General features: G+C 49.1%; 29 protein-coding genes. All 29 read left to right on the top strand.

Translation table 11 applies throughout. The features are described 5' to 3' along the window. Nucleotides 1-4: 4 nt before the first annotated feature. The 29 genes from rplC (at nucleotide 5) to rpmD (ending at nucleotide 26,751) form a co-directional block, all read left to right on the top strand. Nucleotides 5-661 (top strand): 50S ribosomal protein L3, encoded by a 657-nt coding sequence (gene rplC, locus ACN084_RS01075; protein WP_419105627.1) that lies wholly within the window; start codon nucleotides 5-7, stop codon nucleotides 659-661. 5 nt (nucleotides 662-666) lie between these two features. Then, complete coding sequence (gene rplD / locus ACN084_RS01070) at nucleotides 667-1,290, top strand: 50S ribosomal protein L4 (protein ID WP_419100881.1); 624 nt, start codon at nucleotides 667-669, stop codon at nucleotides 1,288-1,290. Next, a complete protein-coding gene (gene rplW, locus ACN084_RS01065) occupies nucleotides 1,290-1,595 on the top strand; it encodes a 50S ribosomal protein L23 (RefSeq protein WP_419100880.1) in 306 nt (101 codons plus the stop codon). The genes rplD and rplW overlap by 1 nt, the downstream gene beginning before the upstream one ends. Before the next feature lie 39 nt (nucleotides 1,596-1,634). Then, entirely contained in the window at nucleotides 1,635-2,471 is an 837-nt protein-coding gene (gene rplB, locus ACN084_RS01060; protein ID WP_419100879.1) for a 50S ribosomal protein L2, read from the top strand. 12 nt (nucleotides 2,472-2,483) lie between these two features. Further along, nucleotides 2,484-2,765: a 30S ribosomal protein S19 gene (gene rpsS / locus ACN084_RS01055; protein WP_419100878.1), complete on the top strand. Its 282-nt coding sequence runs from the start codon at nucleotides 2,484-2,486 to the stop codon at nucleotides 2,763-2,765. A gap of 61 nt (nucleotides 2,766-2,826) precedes the next feature. Then, the gene (rplV, locus tag ACN084_RS01050; protein WP_419100877.1) at nucleotides 2,827-3,192 is read left to right on the top strand and encodes a 50S ribosomal protein L22; all 366 of its coding nucleotides are present in this window, start codon (nucleotides 2,827-2,829) and stop codon (nucleotides 3,190-3,192) included. After that, nucleotides 3,193-3,993: a 30S ribosomal protein S3 gene (gene rpsC, locus ACN084_RS01045; protein WP_419102936.1), complete on the top strand. Its 801-nt coding sequence runs from the start codon at nucleotides 3,193-3,195 to the stop codon at nucleotides 3,991-3,993. Beyond that, entirely contained in the window at nucleotides 3,994-4,410 is a 417-nt protein-coding gene (rplP, locus tag ACN084_RS01040; RefSeq protein WP_204877182.1) for a 50S ribosomal protein L16, read from the top strand. A gap of 5 nt (nucleotides 4,411-4,415) precedes the next feature. Next, the gene (rpmC, locus tag ACN084_RS01035; RefSeq protein WP_419100875.1) at nucleotides 4,416-4,658 is read left to right on the top strand and encodes a 50S ribosomal protein L29; all 243 of its coding nucleotides are present in this window, start codon (nucleotides 4,416-4,418) and stop codon (nucleotides 4,656-4,658) included. Beyond that, nucleotides 4,655-4,927: a 30S ribosomal protein S17 gene (rpsQ, locus tag ACN084_RS01030; protein WP_419100874.1), complete on the top strand. Its 273-nt coding sequence runs from the start codon at nucleotides 4,655-4,657 to the stop codon at nucleotides 4,925-4,927. The genes rpmC and rpsQ overlap by 4 nt, the downstream gene beginning before the upstream one ends. Before the next feature lie 293 nt (nucleotides 4,928-5,220). Beyond that, on the top strand, nucleotides 5,221-6,228 hold the full coding sequence (locus tag ACN084_RS01025; protein WP_419105626.1) for an ABC transporter substrate-binding protein: 1,008 nt from the start codon (nucleotides 5,221-5,223) through the stop codon (nucleotides 6,226-6,228). A gap of 63 nt (nucleotides 6,229-6,291) precedes the next feature. Next, nucleotides 6,292-8,622 (top strand): hypothetical protein, encoded by a 2,331-nt coding sequence (locus ACN084_RS01020; RefSeq protein ID WP_419105625.1) that lies wholly within the window; start codon nucleotides 6,292-6,294, stop codon nucleotides 8,620-8,622. Nucleotides 8,623-8,656: 34 nt separating this feature from the next. Beyond that, nucleotides 8,657-9,697: a plasmid partitioning protein gene (locus ACN084_RS01015; protein WP_419100871.1), complete on the top strand. Its 1,041-nt coding sequence runs from the start codon at nucleotides 8,657-8,659 to the stop codon at nucleotides 9,695-9,697. 26 nt (nucleotides 9,698-9,723) lie between these two features. Beyond that, entirely contained in the window at nucleotides 9,724-10,737 is a 1,014-nt protein-coding gene (locus ACN084_RS01010) for a FecCD family ABC transporter permease (protein WP_419100870.1), read from the top strand. Next, nucleotides 10,734-11,795, top strand: a complete 1,062-nt coding sequence (locus ACN084_RS01005) for a FecCD family ABC transporter permease (RefSeq protein WP_419105624.1) — start codon at nucleotides 10,734-10,736, stop codon at nucleotides 11,793-11,795. Before ACN084_RS01010 ends, ACN084_RS01005 begins: the two co-directional genes overlap by 4 nt. A gap of 6 nt (nucleotides 11,796-11,801) precedes the next feature. Further along, complete coding sequence (locus ACN084_RS01000) at nucleotides 11,802-12,608, top strand: ABC transporter ATP-binding protein (protein WP_419105623.1); 807 nt, start codon at nucleotides 11,802-11,804, stop codon at nucleotides 12,606-12,608. A 14-nt stretch (nucleotides 12,609-12,622) separates the two neighbouring features. Continuing rightward, complete coding sequence (locus tag ACN084_RS00995) at nucleotides 12,623-13,951, top strand: alpha/beta hydrolase-fold protein (RefSeq protein ID WP_419100867.1); 1,329 nt, start codon at nucleotides 12,623-12,625, stop codon at nucleotides 13,949-13,951. Beyond that, nucleotides 13,941-15,641 carry a (2,3-dihydroxybenzoyl)adenylate synthase gene (locus tag ACN084_RS00990; protein WP_419105622.1) on the top strand — a complete coding sequence of 567 codons (1,701 nt, stop codon included), beginning with the start codon at nucleotides 13,941-13,943 and terminating at the stop codon, nucleotides 15,639-15,641. Before ACN084_RS00995 ends, ACN084_RS00990 begins: the two co-directional genes overlap by 11 nt. 23 nt (nucleotides 15,642-15,664) lie before the next feature. Then, nucleotides 15,665-15,886, top strand: coding sequence for a phosphopantetheine-binding protein (locus ACN084_RS00985; protein WP_419100865.1), 222 nt, complete (start codon nucleotides 15,665-15,667; stop codon nucleotides 15,884-15,886). Nucleotides 15,887-15,970: 84 nt separating this feature from the next. Further along, on the top strand, nucleotides 15,971-20,068 hold the full coding sequence (locus tag ACN084_RS00980; RefSeq protein WP_419105621.1) for an amino acid adenylation domain-containing protein: 4,098 nt from the start codon (nucleotides 15,971-15,973) through the stop codon (nucleotides 20,066-20,068). A gap of 342 nt (nucleotides 20,069-20,410) precedes the next feature. After that, nucleotides 20,411-22,738, top strand: coding sequence for an S-layer homology domain-containing protein (locus ACN084_RS00975; protein WP_419105620.1), 2,328 nt, complete (start codon nucleotides 20,411-20,413; stop codon nucleotides 22,736-22,738). Nucleotides 22,739-23,179: 441 nt separating this feature from the next. Next, a complete protein-coding gene (gene rplN, locus ACN084_RS00970) occupies nucleotides 23,180-23,551 on the top strand; it encodes a 50S ribosomal protein L14 (protein ID WP_419100862.1) in 372 nt (123 codons plus the stop codon). 3 nt (nucleotides 23,552-23,554) lie between these two features. Next, nucleotides 23,555-23,890, top strand: a complete 336-nt coding sequence (rplX, locus tag ACN084_RS00965) for a 50S ribosomal protein L24 (RefSeq protein ID WP_419100861.1) — start codon at nucleotides 23,555-23,557, stop codon at nucleotides 23,888-23,890. Beyond that, nucleotides 23,890-24,450 carry a 50S ribosomal protein L5 gene (gene rplE, locus ACN084_RS00960; protein ID WP_419100860.1) on the top strand — a complete coding sequence of 187 codons (561 nt, stop codon included), beginning with the start codon at nucleotides 23,890-23,892 and terminating at the stop codon, nucleotides 24,448-24,450. The genes rplX and rplE overlap by 1 nt, the downstream gene beginning before the upstream one ends. An 80-nt stretch (nucleotides 24,451-24,530) precedes the next feature. Further along, a complete protein-coding gene (rpsH, locus tag ACN084_RS00955; RefSeq protein WP_419100859.1) occupies nucleotides 24,531-24,929 on the top strand; it encodes a 30S ribosomal protein S8 in 399 nt (132 codons plus the stop codon). 25 nt (nucleotides 24,930-24,954) lie between these two features. Continuing rightward, nucleotides 24,955-25,491, top strand: coding sequence for a 50S ribosomal protein L6 (gene rplF, locus ACN084_RS00950; protein WP_419100858.1), 537 nt, complete (start codon nucleotides 24,955-24,957; stop codon nucleotides 25,489-25,491). Between the two features lie 2 nt (nucleotides 25,492-25,493). After that, nucleotides 25,494-25,853: a 50S ribosomal protein L18 gene (gene rplR / locus ACN084_RS00945; RefSeq protein ID WP_419100857.1), complete on the top strand. Its 360-nt coding sequence runs from the start codon at nucleotides 25,494-25,496 to the stop codon at nucleotides 25,851-25,853. Further along, entirely contained in the window at nucleotides 25,853-26,542 is a 690-nt protein-coding gene (rpsE, locus tag ACN084_RS00940) for a 30S ribosomal protein S5 (protein ID WP_419100856.1), read from the top strand. The genes rplR and rpsE overlap by 1 nt, the downstream gene beginning before the upstream one ends. Beyond that, nucleotides 26,542-26,751: a 50S ribosomal protein L30 gene (rpmD, locus tag ACN084_RS00935; RefSeq protein WP_419100855.1), complete on the top strand. Its 210-nt coding sequence runs from the start codon at nucleotides 26,542-26,544 to the stop codon at nucleotides 26,749-26,751. Before rpsE ends, rpmD begins: the two co-directional genes overlap by 1 nt. Nucleotides 26,752-26,753 lie beyond the last annotated feature (2 nt).

Below are 26,753 nucleotides of genomic sequence, written 5' to 3'. Positions count from 1 at the left end.
AATCATGACTAACACATTCGAGCGCCAGGTGAAAGGCTTGCTGGGTATCAAACTCGGCATGACTCAGATCTGGGACGAAAACGGCAAATTTGTGCCCGTTACCGTAGTTAAGGCTGACTCCAACGTTGTCACCCAGTTACGTAATCAAGAAACTGATGGCTACCAGGCTATTCAGATTGGTTTCGGTGCAATTGATTCTCGTAAAGTTACCAAGCCTCTAGCTGGTCACTTTGAGAAAGCAGGCGTAACCCCTCGCCGCCACCTAGTTGAAATCCGCACTTCTGATGCTGCAGAGTACTCCCTAGGTCAAGAACTGACCGTGGACCTCTTCGCAGAAGGTCAGAAAGTCGATGTCGTTGGCAAGACCAAAGGCAAGGGCTTCGCAGGTGTTATGAAGCGTCACGGCTTCAAGGGTGTTGGCGCGTCTCACGGTCAGCACAAGAACCACCGTAAGCCCGGTTCTATCGGTGGTGCATCATACCCCGCACGCGTGTTCAAAGGTATGCGCATGGCTGGCCGTATGGGCGCAGCACGCCACACCACTTTGAACCTGACTATCCAGGGTGTAGACGTCGAAAACAACGTACTTTTGATTAAGGGTGCAATCCCTGGTCCTAAGGGCGGCGTTGTTTTGGTTCGCACCGCTGTGAAGGGAGCCTAATTACAATGGCTGTCAAAACTGTCAAGGTAGACCTACCGGCAGACCTCTTCGACGCACAGGCATCTGTTCCTTTGCTTCACCAGGTCGTTGTAGCTCAGCTTGCTGCAGCACGCCAAGGTACTCACAAAACTAAGAACCGCGGCGAAGTTTCCGGCGCAGGTCGTAAACCTTTCAAACAAAAAGGTACCGGCCGAGCACGTCAGGGCTCCATCCGTGCACCGCATATGACCGGTGGTGGTGTCGTACACGGCCCAACCCCTCGCAACTATGCGCAGCGTACCCCCAAGAAAATGATTGCAGCTGCTTTGCGCGGTGCTCTCTCCGATCGCGCTCGTCACGACCGCGTACACGTTGTAGAGAACCTCGTTGAAGGCACCAAGCCTTCAACTCAGGCAATCAAGGCATCTCTTGCAAGCATCACCAGCCGTAAGAACGTTCTTTTGGTGATTGACCGCAAAGAAGATCTTGTAGCACTGTCAGCACGTAACCTTCAGAACACTCACGTCCTCTATGCAGACCAGCTGAACACCTACGATGTTCTCATCTCTGATGACGTAGTTTTCACCAAGGATGCGTTCGACATTTTCGTCGCAGTTGCTTCTAAGGCTAAGAAGGAGGCCGCTAAATAATGAGCGTCTCTACTTTCAAAGATCCTCGCGACGTGATTATCGCTCCCGTCGTGTCGGAAAAAAGCTACGGCCAGCTCGATGAAGGTAAATACACCTTCGTTGTTGCTCCTAGCTCCAACAAACTGGAAATCAAGCAGGCTATCGAAGAAATCTTCGGTGTCAAGGTTGCTTCCGTAAACACCGCTAACCGTCAAGGCAAGCGCAAGCGCACTCGCTTTGGCTGGGGTACTCGTAAGAACACCAAGCGTGCGATTGTAACCCTCAAAGAAGGCTCAATCGACCTCTTCGGCGGTCCGCAGGCATAGTCCTGCGGAGACCACTTTAGCGAAGGAAAGAAATACTAAATGGGTATTCGTAAACACAAGCCGACGACACCTGGTCGCCGTGGCTCGAGCGTTTCCGATTTCTCCGAAATCACCCGCTCAACCCCGGAAAAATCCCTGGTTCGTCCGCTTCCTAAAAAAGGCGGCCGTAACAACACCGGTCGTATCACCACTCGCCACAAGGGCGGTGGACACAAGCGTCAGTACCGTTTGATCGACTTCCGTCGTCACGACAAAGATGGTGTTAACGCACGCGTTGCACACATCGAATACGATCCAAACCGTACCGCACGCATCGCATTGCTTCACTATGTTGATGGTACAAAGCGTTACATCGTTGCTCCTAACCGTTTGCAGCAGGGCGACATCGTTGAATCCGGTCCGTCTGCGGACATCAAGCCCGGTAACAACTTGCCACTACGCAACATTCCTGTGGGTACCGTTATTCACGCTGTTGAACTTCGCCCCGGCGGCGGAGCAAAGATGGGTCGCTCTGCTGGCGCTTCCATCCAGCTCGTTGCTAAAGAAGGTCGCTACGCTCAGTTGCGTCTTCCTTCCGGCGAAATTCGCAACGTAGACGTTCGCTGCCGTGCAACTGTTGGTTCTGTCGGCAACGCTGAACAGTCCAACATCAACTGGGGTAAAGCAGGCCGCAACCGTTGGAAGGGCATCCGCCCAACCGTTCGTGGTGTTGTTATGAACCCCGTTGATCACCCACATGGTGGTGGTGAAGGTAAAACCTCAGGTGGTCGTCACCCGGTTAACCCGAACGGTAAACCCGAAGGTCGTACCCGTCGACCTAACAAGGAAAGCGACAAGCTCATTGTTCGTCGCCGTCGTACTGGCAAGAAGCGCTAAGGAGCCTGACACATGCCTCGTAGTTTGAAGAAGGGCCCTTTCGTTGATCAGCACCTTTATGTAAAGGTTGCAGCTCAGAACGAGAAGGGCACCAAGAATATTATTAAGACTTGGTCCCGCCGCTCGATGATTATTCCCGACATGCTCGGACATACCATCGCAGTGCACGACGGACGCAAGCACGTACCCGTGTTCATCACTGAGTCAATGGTCGGACACAAACTCGGCGAGTTTGCACCGACCCGCACTTTCCGTGGCCACGTGAAGGACGACCGTAAGGGTAAGCGTCGCTAATATCGGATATCCGATATTAGATACGTTTTCCTTTCGGCAATAGACGAAAGAAAGATAGGCAATGGAATCTAAGGCATCAGCGCGCTATGTACGCGTCACGCCTATGAAGGCACGCCGAGTCGTCAACCTGATCCGTGGTAAGCAAGCGGAAGAGGCTCTGGCAATTCTGAAGTTCGCTCCTCAGGGCGCTTCAGAACCGGTTTACAAGATTGTTGCATCTGCTATGGCAAATGCTCGTTCCAAAGCAACTGCTGCGGGACTTCCTTTCAAGGAAGAAGAGCTTTTCATCAGCGAAGCATTTGTTGACGAAGGTCCTACGATGAAGCGGTTCCAGCCGCGAGCACAGGGCCGTGCATTCCGCATCAACAAGCGCACCAGCCACATCACCGTGGTTGTAGCAACCCCGGAGAAGGAGGAGGACCGATAAATGGGTCAGAAAATTAACCCCAACGGTTTCCGACTTGGCATCACCACCGGACACGTCTCCAAGTGGTTCGCAGACTCCAACAAGGAAGGCGAACGCTACAAGGACTTCGTCCGTGAAGACGTCAAAATTCGCGAGCTCCTCGCTAAAGATTTGGAGCGCGCAGGTATCGCAAAGGTAGAAATCGAGCGCACCCGTGATCGTGTTCGTGTGGACATCCACACTGCACGTCCAGGTATCTTGATTGGTCGCCGTGGTGCAGAAGCTGACCGTATTCGCGGTGAGCTTGAGAAACTAACGAACAAGCAGATTCAGCTCAACATCCTTGAGGTTGCTCAGCCTGAACTTTCTGCTCAGCTTGTTTCTCAGAGCATCGCAGAACAGCTCACCTCTCGCGTGGCATTCCGCCGTGCAATGAAGAAAGCAATTCAGTCCGCACAGCGTGCAGGCGCAAAGGGTATCCGTATCCAGTGCTCCGGCCGTCTTGGCGGTGCTGAAATGTCCCGTTCCGAGTTCTACCGTGAAGGTCGCGTGCCATTGCACACCCTTCGTGCGAACATCGACTACGGTTTCTTCGAAGCAAAGACCACCTTCGGCCGTATCGGCGTGAAGGTTTGGATCTACAAGGGCGATCTTACCGACAAGGAACTTGCTGCTCAGCAGGCTTCCGCACAGCGTGGCCGTGGCGACCGTCGTGGTAACGACCGTCGTCGTGGTGGCAACCGCGGACCTCGTCGCGAACGTCGCAACGACAACGCTTCGGTGAACACCGAAGCCAAGACTGCAGAAAACGGTGAGGCATAAATGCTTATTCCCCGTCGAGTAAAATATCGTAAGCAGCACCATCCCAAGCGTACTGGTATGGCCAAAGGCGGTACCGAAGTTACTTTTGGTGAGTGGGGTATTCAGGCACTAACTCCTGCATACGTAACCAACCGTCAGATTGAAGCTGCACGTATCGCAATGACTCGTCACATCAAGCGTGGCGGTAAAGTATGGATTAACATCTATCCTGACCGTCCCTTGACCAAGAAACCTGCTGAAACCCGTATGGGTTCCGGTAAAGGTTCACCCGAGTGGTGGGTCGCAAACGTAAAACCCGGTCGAGTCATGTTTGAACTCTCCGGTGTGTCCGAAGAAGTGGCTCGCGAAGCTATGCGCCTCGCAATCCACAAGCTCCCGATGAAGGCACGTGTCGTGCGTCGTGAAGGTGGTGAGTAAGCGAAATGGCAGTTGGATCAAAAGATCTCAGCATCGACAAGCTCGTTGAGCTCTCAGATGAGGCTCTCGTAGAAGAGCTACGCAAGTCGAAGGAGGAACTGTTCAACCTCCGTTTCCAGGCAGCCACCGGTCAGCTTGAAAATCCCGGTCGTATCCGTTCCGTAAAACGCGATATTGCACGTATTTACACCGTGTTGCGTGAGCGTGAACTCGGTATTCGTCCCGCAACCGAAGGTGAAGCCAAGTGAGTGAAGTAATGAACGAAGAGCGCGGCTACCGCAAGACTCGCCGCGGCTACGTAGTGTCCGACAAAATGGACAAGACCGTAGTTGTAGAAGTCCAGGATCGTGTAAAGCACGCGCTATATGGCAAAGTTATGAGCCGTAACTCAAAGATCAAGGCACACGACGAGCAGAACTCTGCTGGTATTGGTGACCTCGTTCTTTTGGCAGAGACTCGTCCGCTCTCCGCTACCAAGCGTTGGCGTGTTGTCGAGATTATCGAAAAAGCTAAATAGTCTTTTCAGATAGTTCTCTGCGAACATACGAAAGAGTCCTCTCTTCCGGGAAACCGGAAGAGAGGACTCTTTCGTTTAAGCACCTGCAAAAAGCTCTACACCACATTGAGCTGAGATATATCTGAACGTATATATAAGGAACGCTGAGGAGAATAGCCCGCACCCGCAGAATTACCCAATAAGGCCAGAAAAATATTACGAAATAGGTTAAAAACCTTTGTGTCTTAGCCTTATTTAAAGATAAGGTTAGGCTTTGTTTATATATTGGTTATGGTCAACTATGGGGCGGAACAATGACTTCAATTAACCGGCGTTTTTTCTTAGGAACAGCAGGAGTCTCAGCACTATTGTTGAGCGCCTGCGGATCTTCCTCTAAAGAAGACCCCACCACAACCCACAACTCCTCAGAAACACGCACTGTCACCGATGTTGAAGGGCTCGAAGTTGAGGTCCCTATCAACCCACAACGCATCATCACCCTTTCAGAACCTACATTAGACGCAACCTTAGCGCTTGGACTAAAACCTATCGGAACCGTCGCCGGCCGCGGACAATCCACCGTCCCTCATTACCTCTACGAAAAAGCCTCCGACATTGAGCTACTAGGTTCAGTCTCCGAACTCAACTACGAGGCCATCGGCAAAACATCACCCGACCTCATCCTTGCCGACGGAACCAGCATCAACAACAGACCAGACATTCTCGAGATTCTGCGACAAATCGCACCGGTAGTCTTCTGCGGTTATGCCGGAGGCCCATGGAAAACTAACTTTGAAAATGTCTGCAACGCTGTCAACAAAGTTCCCGAAGGAAAGAAATATATCGAAGACTACGATACTTACGTAGCGCAGACTGCCGCAGAGCTTAAAGACCGTTACGTTGATAAAACTTTCTCTATCGTCCGATGGCAGGGGAGCGGGCCCTCCCTCATCCTCAAAGAACTTCCGGCAGGACAAGCCCTAGAATCTTTAGGGCTCAAACGCCCTCACGACCAAGACATGCTAGGACGCGGGCACTCAGAACCAGTCTCCCTAGAGAACATGGCACGCATCGATGCTGACTACATGTTCCTTGGAACTCTCGGTGGAGCTAGTCAAGAGAACCCACACTCAGACTCCACCGCAGACCTTGAAGGCGCACAAGAAGCCCTCAAAAGAGCAGAACAAACCTCAGGCTTTACCGATTTACGAGCTTACCGAGAAAACCACATCATTCTGGTTGACGGATCACAATGGACATCTACTGGAGGCCCGCTACTGATGCGAGGCATCGTCGAAGACGTCAAAAAATCTCTCTTATAAAACTCCCACAACACCATCCTCTAGCAACAATTTTCAAACCCACTACCTTGATGGACGTACCCCATGCAAACTAACTCTTCATTGACTAAGGTCACTCGTTATACAGCAGTAGCCGCCTTGGCCGCTGCGTTAGTTGGCGCTCCCGCGATTGCCCCAACATACTCCCTCTCCGGAAATACCGCTATCGCCCAAGAAACACCAGCAACAAAAACACTCTCCGTGAGCTCCACTGCAGACGCTGAGGGCAAAATTACCGTTATTGGTCGTGGATTCACCTCAGCGGCAGAAGGCCGCGGTGCTGTTGTCGCCCTAAAATTCGATGCTGGAGGTGTCACTAATCTTGAATCTATTGAACACCCCCTCACCGGCAAAAAAATCCCTAACAAAACAGTTAACTTTGTCGTAGTAGCTCAAGAAGATGGAAGCTTTGAAACTAAAGTTCCTCTCCCATCACCCTCAAATAGCACAGTAAAAGAAGCCGACTGGGCAGAAGGAACTACACATAATCTCACCGCACTCGTCGGCTCTCTCGGACCGCAAGACGTCCCAGGCAACGCGATGGTAGATTTCACTGTTGCTTATGCGCCTCAAGACACCGAAGACCAGTCCTCATGGACACACCTTCAGGTCGGGGACGCTCAACTTAATATTCGCCCCTATACAACTGGCGAAAAAATGCGCATCACAGGAACAGGCTGGCTTAAAGAAAATGGAACTGAAGGGTCCGTCGTCGTTCTAAAACTGGAGTCCAGCAGCGACGGAACTTTCTACGAACGCCCCGATAACTCTGCACAAGCACAATACTTAGGATCCTTAGGGTTATTTGACCTCGGTAATGACCACACCGCATGGATGCTAGTAATGCCAGATGCACAACAGGTCAACGAAGAAAAAGGTATCTCTCTTGTCAAACCAGACGGCTCTTTCGACATTACCTTTGACGTACCTGAAGCCTTAAAAAATGGTTCTACCGGTCAATACCTCGCCGTTCAAGCGCTCTCAGGTCGTTTTGCCCCTGGCGATACTCGTCGTTCAGCAAAATCTCAACCAATTCCTGTCAACGGTGTAGCTGCACAACCACCCCAAAAAGAAGAACCTACCGAAAAATGTGTTTCTTCCGAAACTAAGCCAAGCGCACATTTTGAAAAGGACACTGTCGCACCAGGAGGAACATTACACCTCCTAGGAAAAGGATGGTGTAACGAAAATGGTGCAGGAGCAGCACGACTAGCTATCAAAATTGACGATGCCGCTATCTCACGTCTAGATACCTCCGTACATTCCAACAAAACTATTTGGACTATCGTGGATGCAAACCCCACAACCGGAGAAATTGACGCGCACATTCAACTTCCGCAAGCAGACGGTTCAGATAGCTCACCGGCACTTACTGAAGGCGCACACTCATTGCGTCTACTGTCAGGCTCTCTTAAAGCAGGAGACATCCATGTTTCCTACGGTGGTCCTGGCGTCCTTGACTTCATTGTCGGTGCATATTCACCAACGACCATGCCAGATGTGCTCTCTGATAGTGAGCTAACCGCTCAAACGCAGAACGAGGTTACCGTCAAAGAATCTCAAAGGAAAGTGACCGTTCATGTTCCTCATGCACAACCACGACAGTGGGTGCACATTACCCCCTATATTGACGGTTCTTCTCGCGCAACATGGTCTAGTGGATGGGTTCAACTAGACGACAACCGAACCATGGAATACACCTTAGAAGAAGGTCTACCTGCCGGACACTACAAAATGGTGGTTCAAGACGGCGAACAAGCTACCTTTGGTCAGCTTCTTGGCTGGGCAGAACTGGAGCACACCACAAACGAGCAAAAGAATTCTGTTCAAACGCCTGCCACAGAACAACCACACACGCCGATGAACCCAGAACATCATGATTCTGCTACTGGCGGCGAGAACACTAAAAATGGTACTGTGCCAGCTACCGAAGGTTCTTCCACCCAGCATAATACTGGTGTCACAACGTCCTCTTTATCTCGAGCTACGTACAATAACGCATCAGCGCCTGTTTATTCTCCCGTACCAAATTCCTACGAAACAATTGCTGTGGCACCACCGAAGAAAGTGACGCGTATTGTTCGCGCCGCTTCACTGGCACAAGCTGCACAAGCAGAAAAAACTGCACAAGCGCAAAAAAATCAGCGGGAAGAGGCTCACAAGAAGACCATGGCAGCTCCCTCACCCACGAAAAAAGCATCTGCTTCGGCCTCACCAGCTCCTCACTCGTCACCTGCTATCGCCTCAACTGAAGCCACTGGGGTAGAAAAATCCTTCTGGGATAACACGGCTTCTGTCAATAATTTGCTCCTAATTGGTGCTGGCATTGTGCTTCTTGGCGCAGTCGCTATTCCTCGTAAAAAGCCCTTACGCTAACTCCGCATAATACTGTGAAAGTAGATGGCATCTAATGATGAAACTTTTCTCCCCATTAAAAACATTCTTCCTAGCACTGCTAAGCGTTCTCGCCCTCATGACGGGTATGAGTGTGGCGTATGCTCTTCCTCCCGGTGGAGCATCACCAAACACACCGGGAACAAGCTCTACCGTATCTCCTACAACAGTACGAGCTGGCGACACCGTATCTTTTACCGTGAGCGGATTCCCCGCACATGAGCAAGTACGTGTAAAAGTTGATGACGGCGCGGCTTGCCCTCGTGACGCCGCTCAAGGTGCGTGTGTTGTTCATCAGCAAAAGAGCGACGGAAACGGAAATGTTCGTGGTTCCTTCTTACTTCCTCGTGACCTCGAAGAAGGAGAACACACCTTACGCTTCTTGGCAACCGAAGTAATTCGTAATGCCTCAGGAGAACAGCAAGGAACCAAAGGATACTCTAATCAGTCTCCTGTCTTCACCGTTGTTGGGGTGAATGAAAACTCTGCAGGAGGCACCGTCATCAGCTTGACTCCTGACCAAGTAAACCAGCGTGATCACCAGAACAACAGCTCTGGAGATCACTCCACACAGAACCAGAATGACCAGAATACTCAACAGAAAAACTCTGGTAACAATACTTCTGATTCATCCAATAACGGAAGTTCCGAGCACCATTCTGACGAGAAGAACTCTTCTGGAGAACATTCTGGCCATCAGCACAATAATGCCTCCTCTGATAGCAACGAAAATGTTGAAGAAGAAATTGTCTACACCGACGCAGACGGAAACGTTATTTCTCGCGAAGAATATGACAAACTCATGGCTGCTTCTGAAAACAAGGACAAGAAACCTGCATCATCTAGTCCTTCTGCTAGTTCATCTGCTTCTTCTTCAGCAAAGCCCTCAGCATCTTCGGCAACACCTTCTGCAACTACTGATGCGGTAGCACAAGAGAACTCTTCTAAAGTAACTGAAGAATCTGGAAATAGTGTCCCTTGGATTGGTATTGGAGCATTCCTTGCAGCGTTGATTGCTGCTGGAGTTATTGTCTTCAAACGTCGTAACGAAGCATAAAATATCTCTTGCTGAAAGGGTGGCCGGTGAGTTCTCCTGCCCAGACCGTACGGTATACGCAACGTATCCGTTGGATCATACTATTCGTAGTATTAAGCTGTATCGGAATAGTGCTCTCTATTCTCTTCGGCTCGCATTCACTCACCTTGCACGACATCTGGTCAGCCTTGACCGGCCACTCTTCTGGCATTGAAGAAAAAATTATTTGGGAACAGCGTATCCCTCGCACTCTTCTAGCAATTCTTTGTGGCGCAGCTTTAGCGGTCTCTGGGTCACTCATGCAATCTCTCACCCGTAACCCCCTTGCCGAGCCTGGCCTATTGGGAATCAACGCTGGTGCGTCGGTAACCGTTGTATTATCGGTGATTTTTTGGGGAGTGCTCAGCATCGGTCACTACCTCATTGCCTCTTTCATCGGTGCTAGCATCGCAGCTGTAGCTGTGTATTTTCTAGGCCAAGGGACGAGCCGTTCTATTGTGCGTTTAGCTTTAGCCGGTGTTGCTATCTCTGCTGCATTAAGCGCCTTAAACCAAGCACTTATTCTTAGCAATCAAGACGCATTTAACGAGTTTCGTTTCTGGGTAGCCGGATCTTTAGAAGCTAGAGATATGTCTATTGTGTATGCTGTTGCCCCCGTTATTGGGGTAGGCCTCATACTTGCCTTCGTCGTTACTCCCGCCATACATGCTCTATCACTTGGAGAAGAAGCCGCTATAGCATTGGGTGTTCATGTGAGAAGAACACAGTTTTTATCGCTTCTGGCGGTAACCTTACTGGCTGGATCTGCAACAGCCGCTATCGGGCCGATTTCTTTTGTCGGTTTAGCCGTTCCCTTTATCGTTCGTTATGTGTTAGGTAATGACGTCCGATGGGTGACTAGCGGTTCAGCTCTTGTTGGCCCACTCTGGCTCTTACTAGCAGATGTTATTGCACGCATCATTATTGCTCCTCAAGAAACCCAAGTAGGAATTATCGCCACACTCGTGGGCGCCCCACTATTTATTGTGTTGATGTCACGCAGGAAGGTCGATGCACTATGAAAAATGTGTCAAAACCCTTGCGAATTCACGACAACCTTGCTGGTCAAAAAGTTCTCAGTGTTTCTGCTGGTGTAGTTTCTTGGCAAATAACCTGTCGCGTATTGGTCTACTGTCTAACACTGTCATTACTGATCATTGCCATGAGCTTTTGGGCCATGCTTCAAGGAGATTATCATCTGAGCCCGTTACAAGTTCTTCAAGCTTTTTACGGTGAAGGTAACAGGCTCGGCATATATTTTGTGACTGAAATACGTGCTCCACGTATTATCGCTGCCCTCATCGTCGGCGCTGCACTAGGAATTTCTGGAGCAATCTTTCAAGGCATATCAGGAAATTCTCTCGGCTCTCCAGACATCATCGGTTTCACCAACGGGGCAGCTACGGGTGCCCTTATCACCATTATCCTAGGTAACGCCACACCACTAGAAATTGCGGTGGGCGCTGTTCTAGGAGGTTTTGGAACATCACTGGCTGTCTGGTTCTTAACACGCCATACGGGTTTAAGAGGGTTCCGCCTCGTGCTTATCGGTTTGGGCCTTGGGGCAACTCTTTCGGCGGTGAATTCTTTGCTGGTGGTACGAGCCTCTCTCACTCAAGCTCAAACTGCAGCATCATGGCTTGCCGGATCATTGAACACTATGAACTGGAATAAAATCATTTTTCTTGCAGTGTTCTTTACCGTACTCGTACCATTCTTGCTCCTACTTGCTCGCCCTTTAGATATTTTGAACTACGGTGATAACGTGGCATCCGGATTAGGGGTGAACGTTTCTACCATTCGAGTTCTTGCCCTTTTCGTTGGAGTGATTCTCGTATCCTTAGCTACCTCTGTGACCGGTCCGCTAGCTTTTGTGGCTCTAAGTGCACCGCATATTGCACAAAAAATTGCTAAGAAGCGAACGCTCTTCGCGGCAGGACTGACCGGTTCTACTCTAGTTCTTGGCTCTGACCTTATCGGACAATACGCCTTCAATATGACGCTACAAGTAGGCGTTGTGACAGGAGCTCTTGGCGGACTCTACCTCATCTACCTCATTGCAACGGAACGGAAGAAATAAGAATCTATGGAACAGCACGTAGCATCACGTCTTGAAGCCCATGATGTATCCGTCGGTTACGGTGAACATCGCGTCATTGAGGGGGTAGACTTCAAGGTTTTAGAAGGTGAACTTACCGTTATTCTCGGCCCTAACGCCTGTGGAAAGTCCACGCTCCTCAAAACTCTTGCGCGGGTTATTCCTCACCAAAAAGGTGAAGTATATCTTGACGGACAAAAGATGTCGGGTCTGAAATCAAAGAACATTGCACAGATTCTTGCCATGCTTCCTCAAACACCTCAAGCACCTTCTGGGGTGAGTGTTTTTGACGTCGTTTCTCGAGGACGATACCCCCACCAGAGTCTGCTCAGCTCATGGAGTGAAGAAGACGAACAAATCGTCATTGATGCGATGAAAGCTGCAAATGTTTTTGAACTTGCTGATCGCCCTATCGAAGCACTTTCAGGAGGACAACGACAACGCGTCTGGATTGCGATGACTTTAGCTCAGCAAACACCGCTCATCCTACTCGACGAACCAACCACATACTTAGATATTACTCATCAAATCGAGGTTCTTAACCTTACCCAACGCCTGCACCGGAGCGGACGAACTATCGCTGTTGTCCTACATGATTTAAACCTCGCCTTCCGCTATGCAACGCATGTTGTACTCATGAAAGACGGAGCAATTATTGCTCAAGGGCAACCACAAAAGATTGTTACTTCAGAGCTCATCCGCAAAGTCTTTGACCTAGATTGCATGATTATGCAAGACCCCTACACCGGTACACCCATGGTTGTTCCTGCCGCAGAACAAGAAAACCACGTATAGAAGCAAAAATACCCGTGAAGAATATCTCGAAGACTACCCAAAACAATGCCGCAGATACATCAGAGCAAGCCTTAGCAAGCGCTCGCCGAACGCCCCCTAAAATTGCGCGCCCAACACCTCTAGCGCAAGTTTCTTCTGCTGTTATCGATACGATACATAAGAATCTTCACCACGCAAAAATAACAACTGATGAAGCAGCAGAGAGCCTTTTAGCTATTGCTCAGCAGGGGAGTCCTCTCATAGAATCAGCTTCGTCTGACGATGAGCGTATCGTGACCTTCCTCTACCATGATCGGCAAGCTGAACAGGTGCTGATTTTTGTGAATCGTCTAACGGATGAGAAAAATATTGACGATTCTTTAATGAAACCTATCGGAAAGACCGGTTGGTTTAGTAAAAGCTTCTTGATGAAGACCAACTGGCGGGCATCCTATTGTTATATTCCCGCTTATGCAGGTCAGACTCCGGCTTGGGTTACACAAGGACAGCAGGTTCGTTTACGCGCAGCCTTAGACTCTGGTTATGCTGATATATACAATCAGCACCGGTGTCTCAACCGTGCAGGTAAAGAACTAAGCGTCGTATCTTTATCTGAAGCCCCCGAACAACGGTATTTACCGGAGATGGAACAGCTCCGTTCTTTAGCTAAACCCAAGTGGGTGCAGGCTCCCGAAGACCGCCAGATACTCGTACACTCTTTACCTCACGCGACAAAAGATTCGCCGATAGCTCTTGTCTTCGACGGTGAGGTATGGCTGTCGATGGGTCTTCAACTGATGCTTGAAAGTGCTTTTGCTGAAGGCGCATTAGACCCTATGCACGTAGTGTTTGTGCATTCGGGAGGTAGAGAACGGCGTTGGGCTGAGTTAGACGGTACAGCACCTATGGGACAGTATCTGATATCGTCTTTGATTCCGTGGCTTGAAGAACAATATGGTATCGGTATATCTCGTGGCTCTTTGATGGTGATGGGACAGTCTTTGGGAGGGCTTTCTTCCTTGTTACTTGCCCTAGATTATCCTCAAGAAGTTGGTGCTGTGATTTCCCAGTCTGCTTCTTTATGGCAACCAGTTGTTGCTGATTCCTTGCAACGTATTCTGGCTGAAAACAACCAAGAACGTTTATCTCACGTGTATTTTGAGATTCAGGTAGGAGCCCAAGAATGGGTTTTAGAGCCTCCTCACCATGTTTTTGTTCGTCAGCTTCAAAAAACTCCAGCTACCGTGAACTTCACTATTTTTAACGGTGGACATGACTACGCGTGTTGGCGTGGAGACCTCATTCCGGCAATAATTCGAGCTCAAAAATATATGGCGCGAAGGAAAGACCATCATGACTCATAATATTTTTCGTTCTGCTTTAATTCCTCCTCCAGCTATACCAGAGCAGTACGCTCAACGTTATCGAGAAGAAGGCCTATGGATTGATCAGACACTCCCCGAATTTTTCGTGGAGCAATGCCAGCGTCATGCTGAATCTCTTTCTGTAGTTGGGCACTCACATACTTTATGGGAAGAGAAAACTCCTCCGACTATTCGATGGACCTATGCCGAACTTTCTCAGCACGGGTGGGATATTGCCTCTCGTTTGCGTGCTGGAGGCGTTCGTCCCGGAGATAGGGTGCTTTTACAATTACCGAATATCGCTGAATATATGAGTGCGTTGCTCGGTATCTTTTACGCGGGGGCTTTACCCGTCTTTTGTATGCCTTCACATCGGGAGCGAGAGCTATCTCATTTTGCTCGTAAGACTGATGCTGCAGCGCATATCTTTTCTTCTCGTGTACCTGGAATGGACCTATCAGCAGTCTATTCTTCTTACTCTCAGATACTTCGTGATGAGGGGAGAATTCCCCCACTTGGATATGATGTTTGTCATCCGTGGGAGCTTGAAGAGCAAGAACATCTGCAAGAGTTAACAACTGTGATGAACACTTCTGCGCAGAGGAAGAGCGAACAAGTTGCGTTCTTACAACTGTCTGGAGGAACCACTGGTGTTTCTAAACTGATTCCGCGCACTCATGCTGATTATTTATATTCGGTACGAGAATCTGCAAAGATTTGTCAGCTACGAAGTGATAGTACTTTTTTGGTGGTGCTTCCTGCTTCACATAATTTTACGATGAGTTCTGCGGGAATCCTTGGGGCAATGTATGTTGGCGCAACCATCGTCTTTGCTGCAGATCCGAGCCCGCAGACTGCGTTTTCTCTTATTGCTCAAGAGAATGTTAAAGTTGCGGCTTTAGTCCCTCCGTTAGTGCAAGCGTGGATTGCTTCTGCACAACGACGTACCCCCGATTTGAGTTCTTTAGAGCTTCTTCAAGTGGGTGGAGCCAAGCTATCACGGTCTGTTGCTCAAAATATTAAACCTGTGCTGGGGGCAACCTTACAACAAGTCTTCGGTATGGCTGAAGGCCTTGTTAACTACACGCGTGCAGAGGATAGCGATGAACTACGATATAACACTCAAGGCAAGCCCATCAGCGCCTTTGATGAAATACTAATCGTGGATGACCACGATAACCCTGTTTCGGTGGGGGTCTCTGGGCATTTACTGACTCGAGGACCTTATACGATTCGTGGTTATTATGATGAGCCTGCCATTAACGAGAAAAGTTTCACTGAAGATGGGTTTTACCGTTCTGGGGATATTGTGAAATTACATCCCGATGGAAGCCTAGAAGTGACAGGACGTGCCAAAGACCAAATTAACCGTAACGGCGAAAAAATTGCGGTTGATGAGATCGAAGATTTGGCGTTATCTCACCCTAAAATCTATGACGCTATTGCGTTAGGAATCCCGGATAAGACTGTTGGCGAACGCGTCTGTTTGGTAGTTGTTCCTTATCCCGGAGAACATTTTGAGGCGAATGCACGTGAAGAGCTTCAACACTTTTTCACAGAGCAGGGACTTGCCTCATATAAGATTCCTGAACGTGTAGAGGTGATGCGCTCTTTACCGACAACAAAAGTTGGAAAAATTTCTCGAAAAGATGTGCGAGCTCAGCTACTCGAAACATTGTCATACTCATAAAAAATCTTTGAAAGGAATATCTCATGACTTCTGAGAACACGTTACGTTCTATTCTTCAGAAATACCTTCACGATGCTGACTCTCTAGCACGTGCTTTTGATGAACCCCAAACAGATTTATTTACTTTAGGGTTGGATTCGATGGGTGCTTTTGCTCTCTTAGATGATCTTGCTCAAGCTGGTATTCATGTGGAATTTACCGAATTGGTTGCAGACCCCACAACAGCCTTTTTAAGTTCCCGTTAATTTCTATATTTTTCTATAGCTTTCTCAGCAGTCAGCTGAACGCTCACCATAAAAATTAGGATTTAGAGAAAAGACACCTCAACGATGGATTGTGTATCTTCCTCCCCACAAGACCAGTGGCTACCGCTGATTTCTTCTGCTCGTGGTATTTTCTTTGCCCAAGAACTAGATCCCGAAAACCCCTGCTATAACACTGCCGAGGTTCTAGAATGCCCAGAAGAGATGGATATACAGTTGCTACGTCAAGGATTGCAACAGGTGTATCAAGAAAATGAAAGTTTTCGTGTACAGCTAAGAGTCTTTGACGGGAAACCTCAACAACGTCTTATATCTCTTGACGATTTTGTTGAGATCAACCCACTATTTCCTATCGTTGAGCTCTCTCAAGAATCTGGTCAAGACCTAGACGAGGAATACGTTCACGGGCATTCATCCTTGCCGGCTCCGGTTGCTCGCTGGGCTCTTCAGCTGATGCGTTTGCCTCTAGATCTCGCGGCTGGGCAGACTGTTCGTAGCCAAGGAATCTTATGGCAGGGACGTTTATGGTTGGTTCATATCTTTCATCATAGTGTTGCTGATGGTTTTGCTGTTTTTAACGCTTTAAGCCGTGTATTGAGCATTTATCGTACGTTGAGGCAAGGGCAACCGATACCTACGATAAGACGAGGTTCTTTAAAATCTCTCCTTGATGCTGATGAACAGGCACATAGTATCCAGCAGTTGCAATATAACTTCTGGGCATCAAATCCTCCGTGGAATACCCAAGAACCATACGACGAGAATGCTCAAGCGTTGCAAGGAGTCCTTTGCCAGCCTGATACTACGATTGCCGGTTATCGTGAGTCTGCTTCACCGTATCCGTGGAGGGCACGTGCTGAGTTGGAACAATGCACCGAAAAACTCTTGCTGGAGGTGAGCCAGAAATGTCGTGTTGCGTGGCCTACTGTGGTCATTGCTGGTATTGGGGCATACCTAACACGAGTGAGCTATAACCAGCATGTGTCGGTGGGCGTTCCTCAAATGAACCGGATGCTTCCTGACCAGCAACAACCATTAGCTGCTGCGTGTGCACAAATAGGCTGTACCGCAGTCAACGTGTTACCAGTGCTTGTCTCTGCCGGCTTATCGGGGACAGAACAAATACGTCAGGTTCAGCAGCAACAGCAACGCAACCAGCGTTATGCGTTCGTTCGTCAAGAAGAACTTGAACGTTTAGCTCAACGTCATCAGGGGCGTCTTTTTGGTGCGCAAATTAATGTTGTTCCTTTTGATGCGTCTTTTCGGGTTCCAGAAGGAAGTGTTATCTTACATAACCTCAACGCCGGACCTGTTGATGATATGACGTTCTGTTTTCGCGGTATGCCTGGACGGGGGCAAGGTATCAGCTGCGAAATTGATGCTAACTCTGCTCTTTATAGCGTAGATGAGGTTCAACAACACCTTAGGCGCCTTATGTCTTGGCTCAAAGAATGGGCTCAGGCTATTGTTGCTGAAGATGATGAAAAAATATTGAGCGTATGCACCGCAGAAGAACTTCTTGAACTGGAAAAGTTTAATAGCACGAATCATGCCATAAAGTACTGCAGCCTTTTAGAGCGTTTTCAACATCAGGTGAGAAAAACACCGGAGGCTATTGCGGTACGAGCAAGTGGGGCAATACATTGTGATGAACCGGAAGCTTTAAACTGTGATAAAGAGCTGACCTATGCGGAGCTAGATACTCAGGCACGGCTTTTTGCGTGTGCGCTCAAAGCCCATGGGGTTTTAGCCGGTGATGCTGTAGGGCTTCGTTTTCACCGTGGTATTGAACAGTATATTGCGGTATATGGTTTGCTCTATGCTGGTGCTGTATACGTACCTCTTTTACCGGAGCTACCAGCAGAACGCGTCAGCTCTATGGGGCAAGATGCTAACATCCGTTTAATCATCCAGGGGCCTCATACACCCTCTTGGGATAGTTCCTTGACACCACCAATCCCTGATGTCCACTGGGATTGTTTGGTGGAGATAGCTTCGGAACAAAATATATTGTCTGAGCGCTATCCTGGTGAATACTTATCTTTGGAAGATACTGCCTATATTTTGTTCACGTCTGGGTCTACAGGGCGTCCTAAAGGTGCTGCTATTTCTCATCGTGCGATTGATAACCGTCTTCGTTGGCAACAACATCAGATTCCGCTTTTTTACGGTGATGTGGTGCTACACAAGACCCCTATTTCTTTTGATGTTCATGTGTGGGAGCTGTACTGGCCGTTACAAGAAGGTGCCACCGTGCTGATTGCTGCTCCGGAAGGGCATAAAGACCCCGTATACCTTGCACGGGTTATCTGTGAACAAGACGTTACCTGCGTTCATTTTGTGCCAGCTATGCTGACTCTTTTCCTTAACTCGCCGGCTGCTTCACGTGTTCTTCAAACGTATGATTCTAAAAAACTACGGTATGTAGTATGCAGTGGTGAAGCCCTGTTAACAGAACATGTGGTGGGCACTTATCAACTATTAGGTGTTTATCCTCTTAACCTTTATGGCCCTACCGAAGCTGCCGTGGATGTGACCTATTTTGATACGGCAGAAGAACCTCAACGTCAACCTATTCCTATCGGCAAGCCGGTGTGGAACACTCATTGCTATATCGTTGATCCTACGGGCGCTATCGTACCTGCCGGTGTGACCGGCGAACTTGTACTTGCCGGAGTTCAACTCTCTCAAGGGTATTGCGGTAACGATGAAGCCAACAAACGTAGCTTTTTGACGATGCCTTCTACCGGTGAACGTTGCTATCGGACGGGAGACATTGCACAGTGGAATAAAGATGGGACGATTACCTATCGCGGTCGTAACGACGCTCAAGTCAAAATTGGTGGGCAACGTCTTGAACTAGGTGAGGTAGAGAGTGTTTTAAACGCTTCTGCTGCGGTTCGTTCGGGTATTGCTCGTATTGAATATCGTGGATCTGAACCTGTATTAGCTGCAATTTATGAGATGTCTGAACCCTATGATGAAAACCTCGTTGAGGATTCTATTGCTCAAGTTCGCCATGATTGTGCTGAACATCTTGCACCTTATATGGTTCCTACTCTTTGGGCGGTGCTTCCTGAATTGCCGGTTAGCGCCAGTGGAAAAATTGATAGAAAATCTCTCATAAATGTTGATTATGGTTTGTCTCGAACAATTTCAGATGCCCCCGAATCTTTCCAAGAAGAGCAACTCTGTGATTTGTTTGCAGAAGTCCTTGGGGTAGAACAATACGGACCTCAAGAGAATTTCCTTCTTGCTGGGGGTAATTCTCTGAAAGCTTTAGAGCTGGTTGCTGTATTAGAGCGTCGTTTGGGTATGAGCTGTACGTTAGGAATGATTTTTGCTGCTCCTACGCCACGAGAGCTTTCAGCTGCTATAGGCCATGATGAACGTCGAGAGTTCTCTCACGTGTTGATACTCAGGGAAGGCGCTCGCGAGCAAATACCGTGGGTCTTTTTAGCGCCTGCTGGCGGGTTAGGGTGGAGCTATTCTTCGTATGTGGCGCATTTACCAGAAGATGCTTCAGTTGTTCTTTTGCAGACTCCACATTATGAGGACCCCGAATATCCTGAGCCTCAGAGCATCGAAGAATTAGCCCTATATTATGTTGGTTTGCTTGAGAGCTTGGAGCTATCGACGTTTTATCTAGTGGGCTGGTCTGTTGGCGGAACTGTTTCAGTGGATGTTGCATCTTTGGCAAGCGCTCGTGGGATGAAGGTTAAACAGTGTGTGATTCTTGATGGTTATCCTGCCCAACAATGGGATTCTGTGGATGAACCGAGTAAAGAGGACACCTACCGTGCGTTATTACGTATGGGAGGTGTTGATACGGAAGAGTCTCCGTTGTCTTTGGGGCGGGCTGTTGAGCTTTTGAAAGGCTCTGGCTCTGCGCTAGGGCATTTGGGGGAGCGAGACCTTCAGACATGTATTCGTACGATGGGGTATCACACTCGGTTGATGCGTTCTTCTACTCAACGTGTGTTTGAGGGCGATACCGTTGTGATTGCTGTTGCTCATGATGATCAGCCTTTCTTGGATGCTTCTGCGTGGGTGAAGCAGGCTCCTCGTGTGCGAGTTCATCATATTAAGGGTATTCATCCGTCGTTGGTTCAACCGTCTCGGGTTCAAGAGATTCTGACCTTATGCAGGAGTGATTTTTCTTAACTATCTGTCAGGTTTTTGTTCATAAAACGTCATGTATTTATTGCTGAATATTGAGGATATTCTCAGGTTGTGTAGTGAGAGTGCTTTTCATGAAAAGTTGTCAGCGATGCCATCGAGGGTGAGAGGTGAAGTTCGTGAAATTTGTTGAGTTTACGGGCTTTTGAAGCAATGGTCAATTAGGAATGAAAAATATAACCTATTTATTAAATTAGCTTGCACTCAACAGGTAAATAGGACATCCTTAATTACGGTTCTTCATGAACCCCGTAGAGGGATTTTATTCAGAAGGACAAACCGATTACACTTTCAGGTTTTTACACCTAGTCCTCCGATGGGAATATTATGAATCTCAACAAGCGCAATCGCTTCACTACTTCTGCTTTAGTTGGTATGAGCGCGCTCTCTTTGCTTGGATCTTCTTTTGTTGTTCCAGCTCAGGCGCATGAGCCGGCACGCTCCATCAGTGTTGATGCACAACAGACCCAGGGTATTCCTGGTCAGTATCAGGCCGCATACTCCAAGACTCATAACAAGATGTGGGTTACTGGTTCGTTCCTTCGTACCAACACCGTATCTACTATTGCTCGAGTTAATCCTGAGACCATGAAAATTGAAGCAGTGGCAGAGCTTCCTGCTGCTCGCTCCGGCACCGGAGTTAAAGCTGGTTTCTCATACATGGGTGCTTTTGGTATTGCCGTAGATGACGTTAACAACACCGTATGGGTTACTAATACTCGTACCGATTCAATCTCTGTCTATGATCAGGACACGATGGAACTCCTCTGGACGAACTATGACGTTCTTGCCAGCGAGCCAGACATCGAACACCCACGTTCTGTCATTATTGACAACAAGCACAACAAGGCATACATCACCGGACGTTACAACGTTTGGTCTGTAGACCTTACAAGCCATGAGATTAAGAACCTCGCTATCAAACCTGAAAGCGATGTCCGTGTTCTCACCATGAACCCCACTATCGACGAGAACGCTGGTTTGTTGTACGTTCCAGAGCGTTCTAGCGGAACTGTTCAGCTGATTAACTTGGATACCTTCACTCTTGCTGGTGAATTTACTGTCCACGCTGATGATCCTGATGCAGATGTTTACCCCTCTGGTGTTGCTATCGATCATTCCTTGCGTGAAATCTACATTTCTTCTCAGGGTAAAGATGGTAAGAACTCTGGCGTTACCGTCTATGACCTTGATAGCCACGCTTTCAAGAAGAGCATTCCCTTCGGTACTCGTGCATTGGGTATTGTCAACGATGAAGAGCGTGACCTCGTATACGTCGCAGACTTCGGTCAAGGCTCTGTAGGCGTTATTGACGCAGCTGCAGGAAAACTTGTTGCTGATGTCAACACCGGTGAAGAGAAGACAAACGACCTCGCTCTTGCAAACGACGGTTCTGTTTTCGCTGTCGATAAAGGAACTTACGCTGAAGGTGTTAATGTTCCGTTCGCACTTGATTTTGCGACAGGTAAGCCTGCTCCTGGCAACAAGACTATGATTCTAGGTGAAGACATCAGCATTGATGCTAACTCCTTCACTCGTTTCACTGTTGACGTCAAAACCGATGACGCAGCTGATGCTTCTCATGCAGAGAAAGACACCGTCACCAACTCTGATGGTGCTACTGTAACCGGAGTTAAGACCGCAGAAAACGGTAAGGATCTTGTCTTTAGTGGTACCGGTTGGACCACTAAAGATGGTGTAGGTTCTGTACTTGCTGCGAAGTTTGACATGGGTGGAGTAAGCGTTCTTGAACCTGTAACCAACCCTGTCAACGGAAAAGCTATTCCAAATAAGACTGTCTACGGTGTCGTTCAAGCTGGCACTGACGGTTCTTGGACTGCAACCTTGCCGTTCCCTACCCCCGAGAACTCCACTGCTACTGCTGACGAGTGGGCTGCTGGAACTGAACATTCTGTAACCTTCTTGAGTGGTTCTCTGGCTCAGAACGATAACGGTCGTTCAGTGACCTTTGATTTCACCGTTGGTGCTCCAGCTGCTGCAATGGATTCCGAAGCTAAAGTTGTTGAGCCCACTAAGGTTGATTTCCAGGGATACCCTGAGCTAACCAAGACTACCGATAAAGACTTCACTGTTGTTTCCTTCAAGGACAACAATGACAGCGTCATCTTCCACAACGAAATTCAGTGGGTTGGCGAGCACGGTGTTGCTAAGGGATGGTCTGATGGAACTTACCGTCCTTTCGAAAACATTGATCGTGGTGCAATGGCTGCGTACATGTACCGTCTAGCTGGTTCACCTCGCTACCATGCTCCTGAAGAATCTCCTTTCAAGGACGTTCCTACCGATCACGTGTTCTATAAGGAAATTGCATGGTTGCACCAGGCCGGTATCACCACCGGTTGGGCTGATGGTACTTACCGCCCCTCTGAGCCTATCAAGCGTGACGCTATGGCAGCATTCTTCTACCGTGCGGCTGGTTCTCCTGAATTCACTGAGCCTGCTCACTCCTTCAAAGATGTTTCTAATGCAGACATCTTCCACAAGGAAATCGCATGGATGAAAGAAAACGGCATCAGCAAGGGCTGGGAAGATAACACCTACCGTCCTTATGAAAACAACAAGCGTGACGCTATGGCAGCGTTCGTTTACCGTTTTGCTCAGAACGCTACTTTTGAAGCTAGCGCAAAAAAGTAAGTAGTGTTTCGTTGAGAAACTAGGAGTCTTGTTGTAGCTAAGACTCTTATCCTGAAGGAGTAGGGCGCTCAAAAAATATTTTGAGTGCCCTACTTCTTTTTAAGGTTTATTCTAAGTGTCGTTAATTACAGGAATATCTTCTGGTTAAGGGCTGTCTTAGGTGAGAAAAACTGTGCTAGAGTATTCGTTTGTATGGGTTTTTATACCCAGACGTTTAACCACGGATTTTTTCGTGCCAAAGCATAATGCCGCTTTACTAGCGGGGTTCGCCCGCTTTACTAGCGGGTCCAAATGTTCCTGGCATGGATTAATCCCAGGCGTATCCGCCAACCCGCATCGCAACGATGAGGGACCGGTGCGTCAAACATCCCGTAAAAATGTTCCGCAAGGCTAGTCCACAACATACCGTGCGGCTGGAACCGGCGAGACGACAGGAGAAATATGATTCAGCAGGAGTCACGACTGAAGGTCGCTGACAACACCGGTGCGAAGGAAATCCTGACCATCCGTGTTCTCGGTGGTTCTTCCCGTCGTTACGCAGGCATTGGCGACATCATCGTCGCAACCGTTAAGGACGCAATCCCTGGCGGTACCGTTAAGAAGGGCGACGTTGTTAAAGCAGTTGTCGTCCGTACCAAGAAGGAAACCCGTCGCCCAGACGGCTCCTACATTAAATTCGATGAGAACTCCGCAGTCATCATCAAGAATACTGATGGCGACCCCCGTGGTACCCGTATCTTCGGGCCAGTTGGGCGTGAGTTGCGCGATAAGAAGTTCATGAAAATTATCTCGCTTGCTCCGGAGGTGCTCTAACTCATGGCTAAGATCAAGTCCGGTGACCTCGTACAGGTCATCTCAGGTGCAGATCGCGGTAAGCAGGGTAAAGTTCTGCGCGTCTTCCCGAAGACCAACCGTGTGCTCGTTGAGGGCGTAAAAATCGTCACCAAGCACAACAAGGCAAACCCGATGACCGGTGCAGCCGGTGGAATCGAAAAGGTCGAGGCACCGATTCACGTATCTAACGTAGCAATCGTTGATCCCGAGACCAAAAAGCCGACTCGCGTTGGTTTCCGCCTCGAGACAGAAGAGCGTAATGGCAAAACTCGTACCGTTCGCGTACGTTACGCCAAGAGCTCAGGTAAGGACATCTAATGACCGAAACCAAGATTACCCCTCGCTTCAAGACTAAGTTCAACGAAGAGGTTACCCCAGCTCTGCAGGAGCAGTTCAACTACTCCAACGTGATGCAGGCTCCCAAGGTTCTTAAGGTTGTTGTAAACATGGGTGTTGGCGAAGCTGCTCGCGACGCAAAACTCATGGACGGCGCTATTCGCGACCTCACCGCAATTACCGGTCAGAAACCTCTCGTAACCCGCGCGAAGAAATCCATCGCACAGTTCAAACTGCGTGAAGGTCAGCCTATCGGCGCTCACGTCACTCTACGTGGCGACCGTATGTGGGAATTCCTCGATCGTTTGATTACTCTCGCACTGCCTCGTATCCGCGACTTCCGCGGTCTATCCGATCAGCAGTTCGACGGTAATGGTAACTACACTTTCGGTTTGACCGAACAGTCCATGTTCCACGAAATTGATCAGGACACCATCGATCGCGTCCGCGGTATGGATATCACCATTGTGACCTCCGCAAAAACTGACGACGAAGGCCGCGCATTGCTTAAAGCGCTTGGCTTCCCTTTTAAGACCAAGTAACGACTACGTTGTAGGTCCCTCCTAAAACTACAAACTTGTAGGGGAGAGGAAACCATAACGAGGAAGGGCAAGAGCCCACCATGACTATGACAGATCCTGTCGCAGATATGCTGACCCGTTTGCGTAACGCAAACTCGGCATACCACGACACCGTATCTATGCCTTACTCCAAGCTCAAAGGCCGCATTGCGGAAATTCTTAAAGCTGAAGGCTACATCGCTGAATTTCAGGTAGAAGATGCAAAGGTCGGTAAGACCCTTACTCTTAACCTCAAATTTGGCCCCTCGCGTGAACGTTCCATCGTAGGCGTTCGCCGTATTTCCAAGCCGGGTTTGCGTGTATACGCAAAATCCACCAACCTTCCTCAGGTTCACGGTGGACTCGGTATCGCAATCCTGTCCACCTCTTCAGGTCTGCTTACTGACAAGCAGGCAGCGAAGAAGGGTGTTGGCGGCGAAGTCGTCGCTTACATCTGGTAGTCGGTAAGAAGAGAAAGGAAGAAGAATGTCACGTATTGGACGTCTCCCCATCTCGGTTCCTGCCGGCGTTGAGGTAAAGATTGATGGCAACTTGGTTACCGTAAAGGGCTCTAAGGGCGAATTGTCCCGCGAGATCTCTGCACCTATCACTGTTGCTTTGGAAGACGGTGTAATCACTGTTTCCCGTCCGAATGACGAGCGCACTTCTCGCGCTCTCCATGGTCTTTCCCGCACCCTCATCAATAACATGATTGTCGGTGTAACTGAAGGCTATGCAAAGAAGCTCGAAATCGTTGGTACCGGTTACCGCGTAATGGCAAAGGGCTCCGACCTAGAATTCGCTTTGGGATACTCCCACCCGATTTCTGTGAAAGCTCCTGAAGGAATTACTTTCACCGTTGAGGGCGCGAACAAGCTGACCGTTTCTGGTATTAACAAGCAACAGGTTGGTCAGGTCGCCGCTAACATCCGCGGTCTCCGTAAGCCTGATCCTTACAAAGGCAAAGGTGTTCGCTACGAAGGCGAGCAAATCCGCCGCAAGGTCGGAAAGGCTGGTAAGTAATAATGGCTATCAAGTCAAAGGCAGCTGCGCGCAAGCGTCGTCACGTACGCGTTCGCAAGTACGTATCTGGCACCGCTGTACGTCCTCGTCTGAGCGTCACCCGTTCCACCCGTCACATGTTCGTGCAAATCATTGACGATGTTAAGGGTCACACTCTTGCATCAGCTTCCACCATGGAAACTGAATTGCGTAACGCTGAAATGGATAAAACTGCAAAAGCTAAGCGCGTTGGCGAACTCGTTGCCGAACGTGCGAAAGCAGCTGGCATCGAAGCCGTTGTCTTCGACCGCGGTGGTAACAAATACCACGGTCGTGTAGCAGCAGTGGCTGAAGGCGCACGCGAAGGAGGTCTGGCACTCTAATGAGCGAACAGACAGTAAATGAAAAGGAAACTCAGGTGACTGAAACAACCGCTGAAGCAGTTGAAACCACCGAGAACTCCTCTGCACGTGAAGAGCGCCGCGGCAACCGTGGCGAGCGTCGTGGCAACCGTGGTGAACGCCGCGGAAACCGTGGTCGTGAAGAGGAACGCGAGAAATACATCGAGCGTCTCGTAACCCTTAACCGTGTTTCTAAGGTCGTCAAGGGTGGTCGTCGCTTTAGCTTCACCGCTTTGATGGTCGTCGGTGACGGTAACGGCATGGTCGGTATCGGTTACGGTAAGGCTAAAGAAGTTCCTGCAGCGATTATTAAAGCCGTTGAGGAAGCAAAGAAGAATTTCTTCCGCATTCCTCGCGTTGATGGTCGCACCATCCCTCACCGTGTTCAAGGTGAGGCAGCAGCTGGCGTTGTTATGCTTCGCCCTGCAACAGCAGGTACCGGTATCATTGCTGGTGGTCCTGTACGCCTCGTTCTTGAAGCAGCTGGCGTTCACGATGTGCTTTCCAAGTCTTTGGGCTCCTCAAACCAGATTAACATTGTTCACGCAACTGTCGCAGCGCTCAAGCAGCTTGAAGAGCCTGCAGCTGTTGCTGCACGCCGTGGTCTTGCTCAGGATGAAGTTATTCCTAACTTCTTGCTCAAGTCCAAGTCTGATAAGGCAGGTGCGTAATGGCCGGTAAGCGAATTCAGCCCAGCGACGCTAAACTTGAGATTACTCAGATTAAGTCTTACGTCGGACAGAAGCAGAACATGCGCGATACCCTTCGTTCCCTAGGTCTTAAGCGCCCAGGCAACAAAGTTGTTCGCACTGCAGACCCCGTCACCTGCGGCATGGTTAACACCGTTGCTCACTTGGTGAAGGTTCAGGAGGTCAAATAAAG

It is taken from the genome of Rothia sp. P7208, assembly GCF_048512915.1.
Lineage (GTDB): Bacteria > Actinomycetota > Actinomycetes > Actinomycetales > Micrococcaceae > Rothia.
The sequence above is the reverse complement of the archived record's forward strand: the minus strand, read 5'-3'. Positions and strand labels throughout refer to the sequence as shown.

Bases quoted from the DNA above. Each gene is read 5' to 3' on its own strand.
- rplC (WP_419105627.1), top strand. From the start codon at position 5: ATGACTAACACATTCGAGCGCCAGGTGAAAGGCTTGCTGGGTATCAAA.
- rplD (WP_419100881.1), top strand. From the start codon at position 667: ATGGCTGTCAAAACTGTCAAGGTAGACCTACCGGCAGACCTCTTCGAC.
- rplW (WP_419100880.1), top strand. From the start codon at position 1,290: ATGAGCGTCTCTACTTTCAAAGATCCTCGCGACGTGATTATCGCTCCC.
- rplB (WP_419100879.1), top strand. From the start codon at position 1,635: ATGGGTATTCGTAAACACAAGCCGACGACACCTGGTCGCCGTGGCTCG.
- rpsS (WP_419100878.1), top strand. From the start codon at position 2,484: ATGCCTCGTAGTTTGAAGAAGGGCCCTTTCGTTGATCAGCACCTTTAT.
- rplV (WP_419100877.1), top strand. From the start codon at position 2,827: ATGGAATCTAAGGCATCAGCGCGCTATGTACGCGTCACGCCTATGAAG.
- rpsC (WP_419102936.1), top strand. From the start codon at position 3,193: ATGGGTCAGAAAATTAACCCCAACGGTTTCCGACTTGGCATCACCACC.
- rplP (WP_204877182.1), top strand. From the start codon at position 3,994: ATGCTTATTCCCCGTCGAGTAAAATATCGTAAGCAGCACCATCCCAAG.
- rpmC (WP_419100875.1), top strand. From the start codon at position 4,416: ATGGCAGTTGGATCAAAAGATCTCAGCATCGACAAGCTCGTTGAGCTC.
- ACN084_RS01025 (WP_419105626.1), top strand. From the start codon at position 5,221: ATGACTTCAATTAACCGGCGTTTTTTCTTAGGAACAGCAGGAGTCTCA.
- ACN084_RS01020 (WP_419105625.1), top strand. From the start codon at position 6,292: ATGCAAACTAACTCTTCATTGACTAAGGTCACTCGTTATACAGCAGTA.
- ACN084_RS01015 (WP_419100871.1), top strand. From the start codon at position 8,657: ATGATGAAACTTTTCTCCCCATTAAAAACATTCTTCCTAGCACTGCTA.
- ACN084_RS01005 (WP_419105624.1), top strand. From the start codon at position 10,734: ATGAAAAATGTGTCAAAACCCTTGCGAATTCACGACAACCTTGCTGGT.
- ACN084_RS01000 (WP_419105623.1), top strand. From the start codon at position 11,802: ATGGAACAGCACGTAGCATCACGTCTTGAAGCCCATGATGTATCCGTC.
- ACN084_RS00990 (WP_419105622.1), top strand. From the start codon at position 13,941: ATGACTCATAATATTTTTCGTTCTGCTTTAATTCCTCCTCCAGCTATA.
- ACN084_RS00985 (WP_419100865.1), top strand. From the start codon at position 15,665: ATGACTTCTGAGAACACGTTACGTTCTATTCTTCAGAAATACCTTCAC.
- ACN084_RS00980 (WP_419105621.1), top strand. From the start codon at position 15,971: ATGGATTGTGTATCTTCCTCCCCACAAGACCAGTGGCTACCGCTGATT.
- ACN084_RS00975 (WP_419105620.1), top strand. From the start codon at position 20,411: ATGAATCTCAACAAGCGCAATCGCTTCACTACTTCTGCTTTAGTTGGT.
- rplN (WP_419100862.1), top strand. From the start codon at position 23,180: ATGATTCAGCAGGAGTCACGACTGAAGGTCGCTGACAACACCGGTGCG.
- rplX (WP_419100861.1), top strand. From the start codon at position 23,555: ATGGCTAAGATCAAGTCCGGTGACCTCGTACAGGTCATCTCAGGTGCA.
- rplE (WP_419100860.1), top strand. From the start codon at position 23,890: ATGACCGAAACCAAGATTACCCCTCGCTTCAAGACTAAGTTCAACGAA.
- rpsH (WP_419100859.1), top strand. From the start codon at position 24,531: ATGACTATGACAGATCCTGTCGCAGATATGCTGACCCGTTTGCGTAAC.
- rplF (WP_419100858.1), top strand. From the start codon at position 24,955: ATGTCACGTATTGGACGTCTCCCCATCTCGGTTCCTGCCGGCGTTGAG.
- rplR (WP_419100857.1), top strand. From the start codon at position 25,494: ATGGCTATCAAGTCAAAGGCAGCTGCGCGCAAGCGTCGTCACGTACGC.
- rpsE (WP_419100856.1), top strand. From the start codon at position 25,853: ATGAGCGAACAGACAGTAAATGAAAAGGAAACTCAGGTGACTGAAACA.
- rpmD (WP_419100855.1), top strand. From the start codon at position 26,542: ATGGCCGGTAAGCGAATTCAGCCCAGCGACGCTAAACTTGAGATTACT.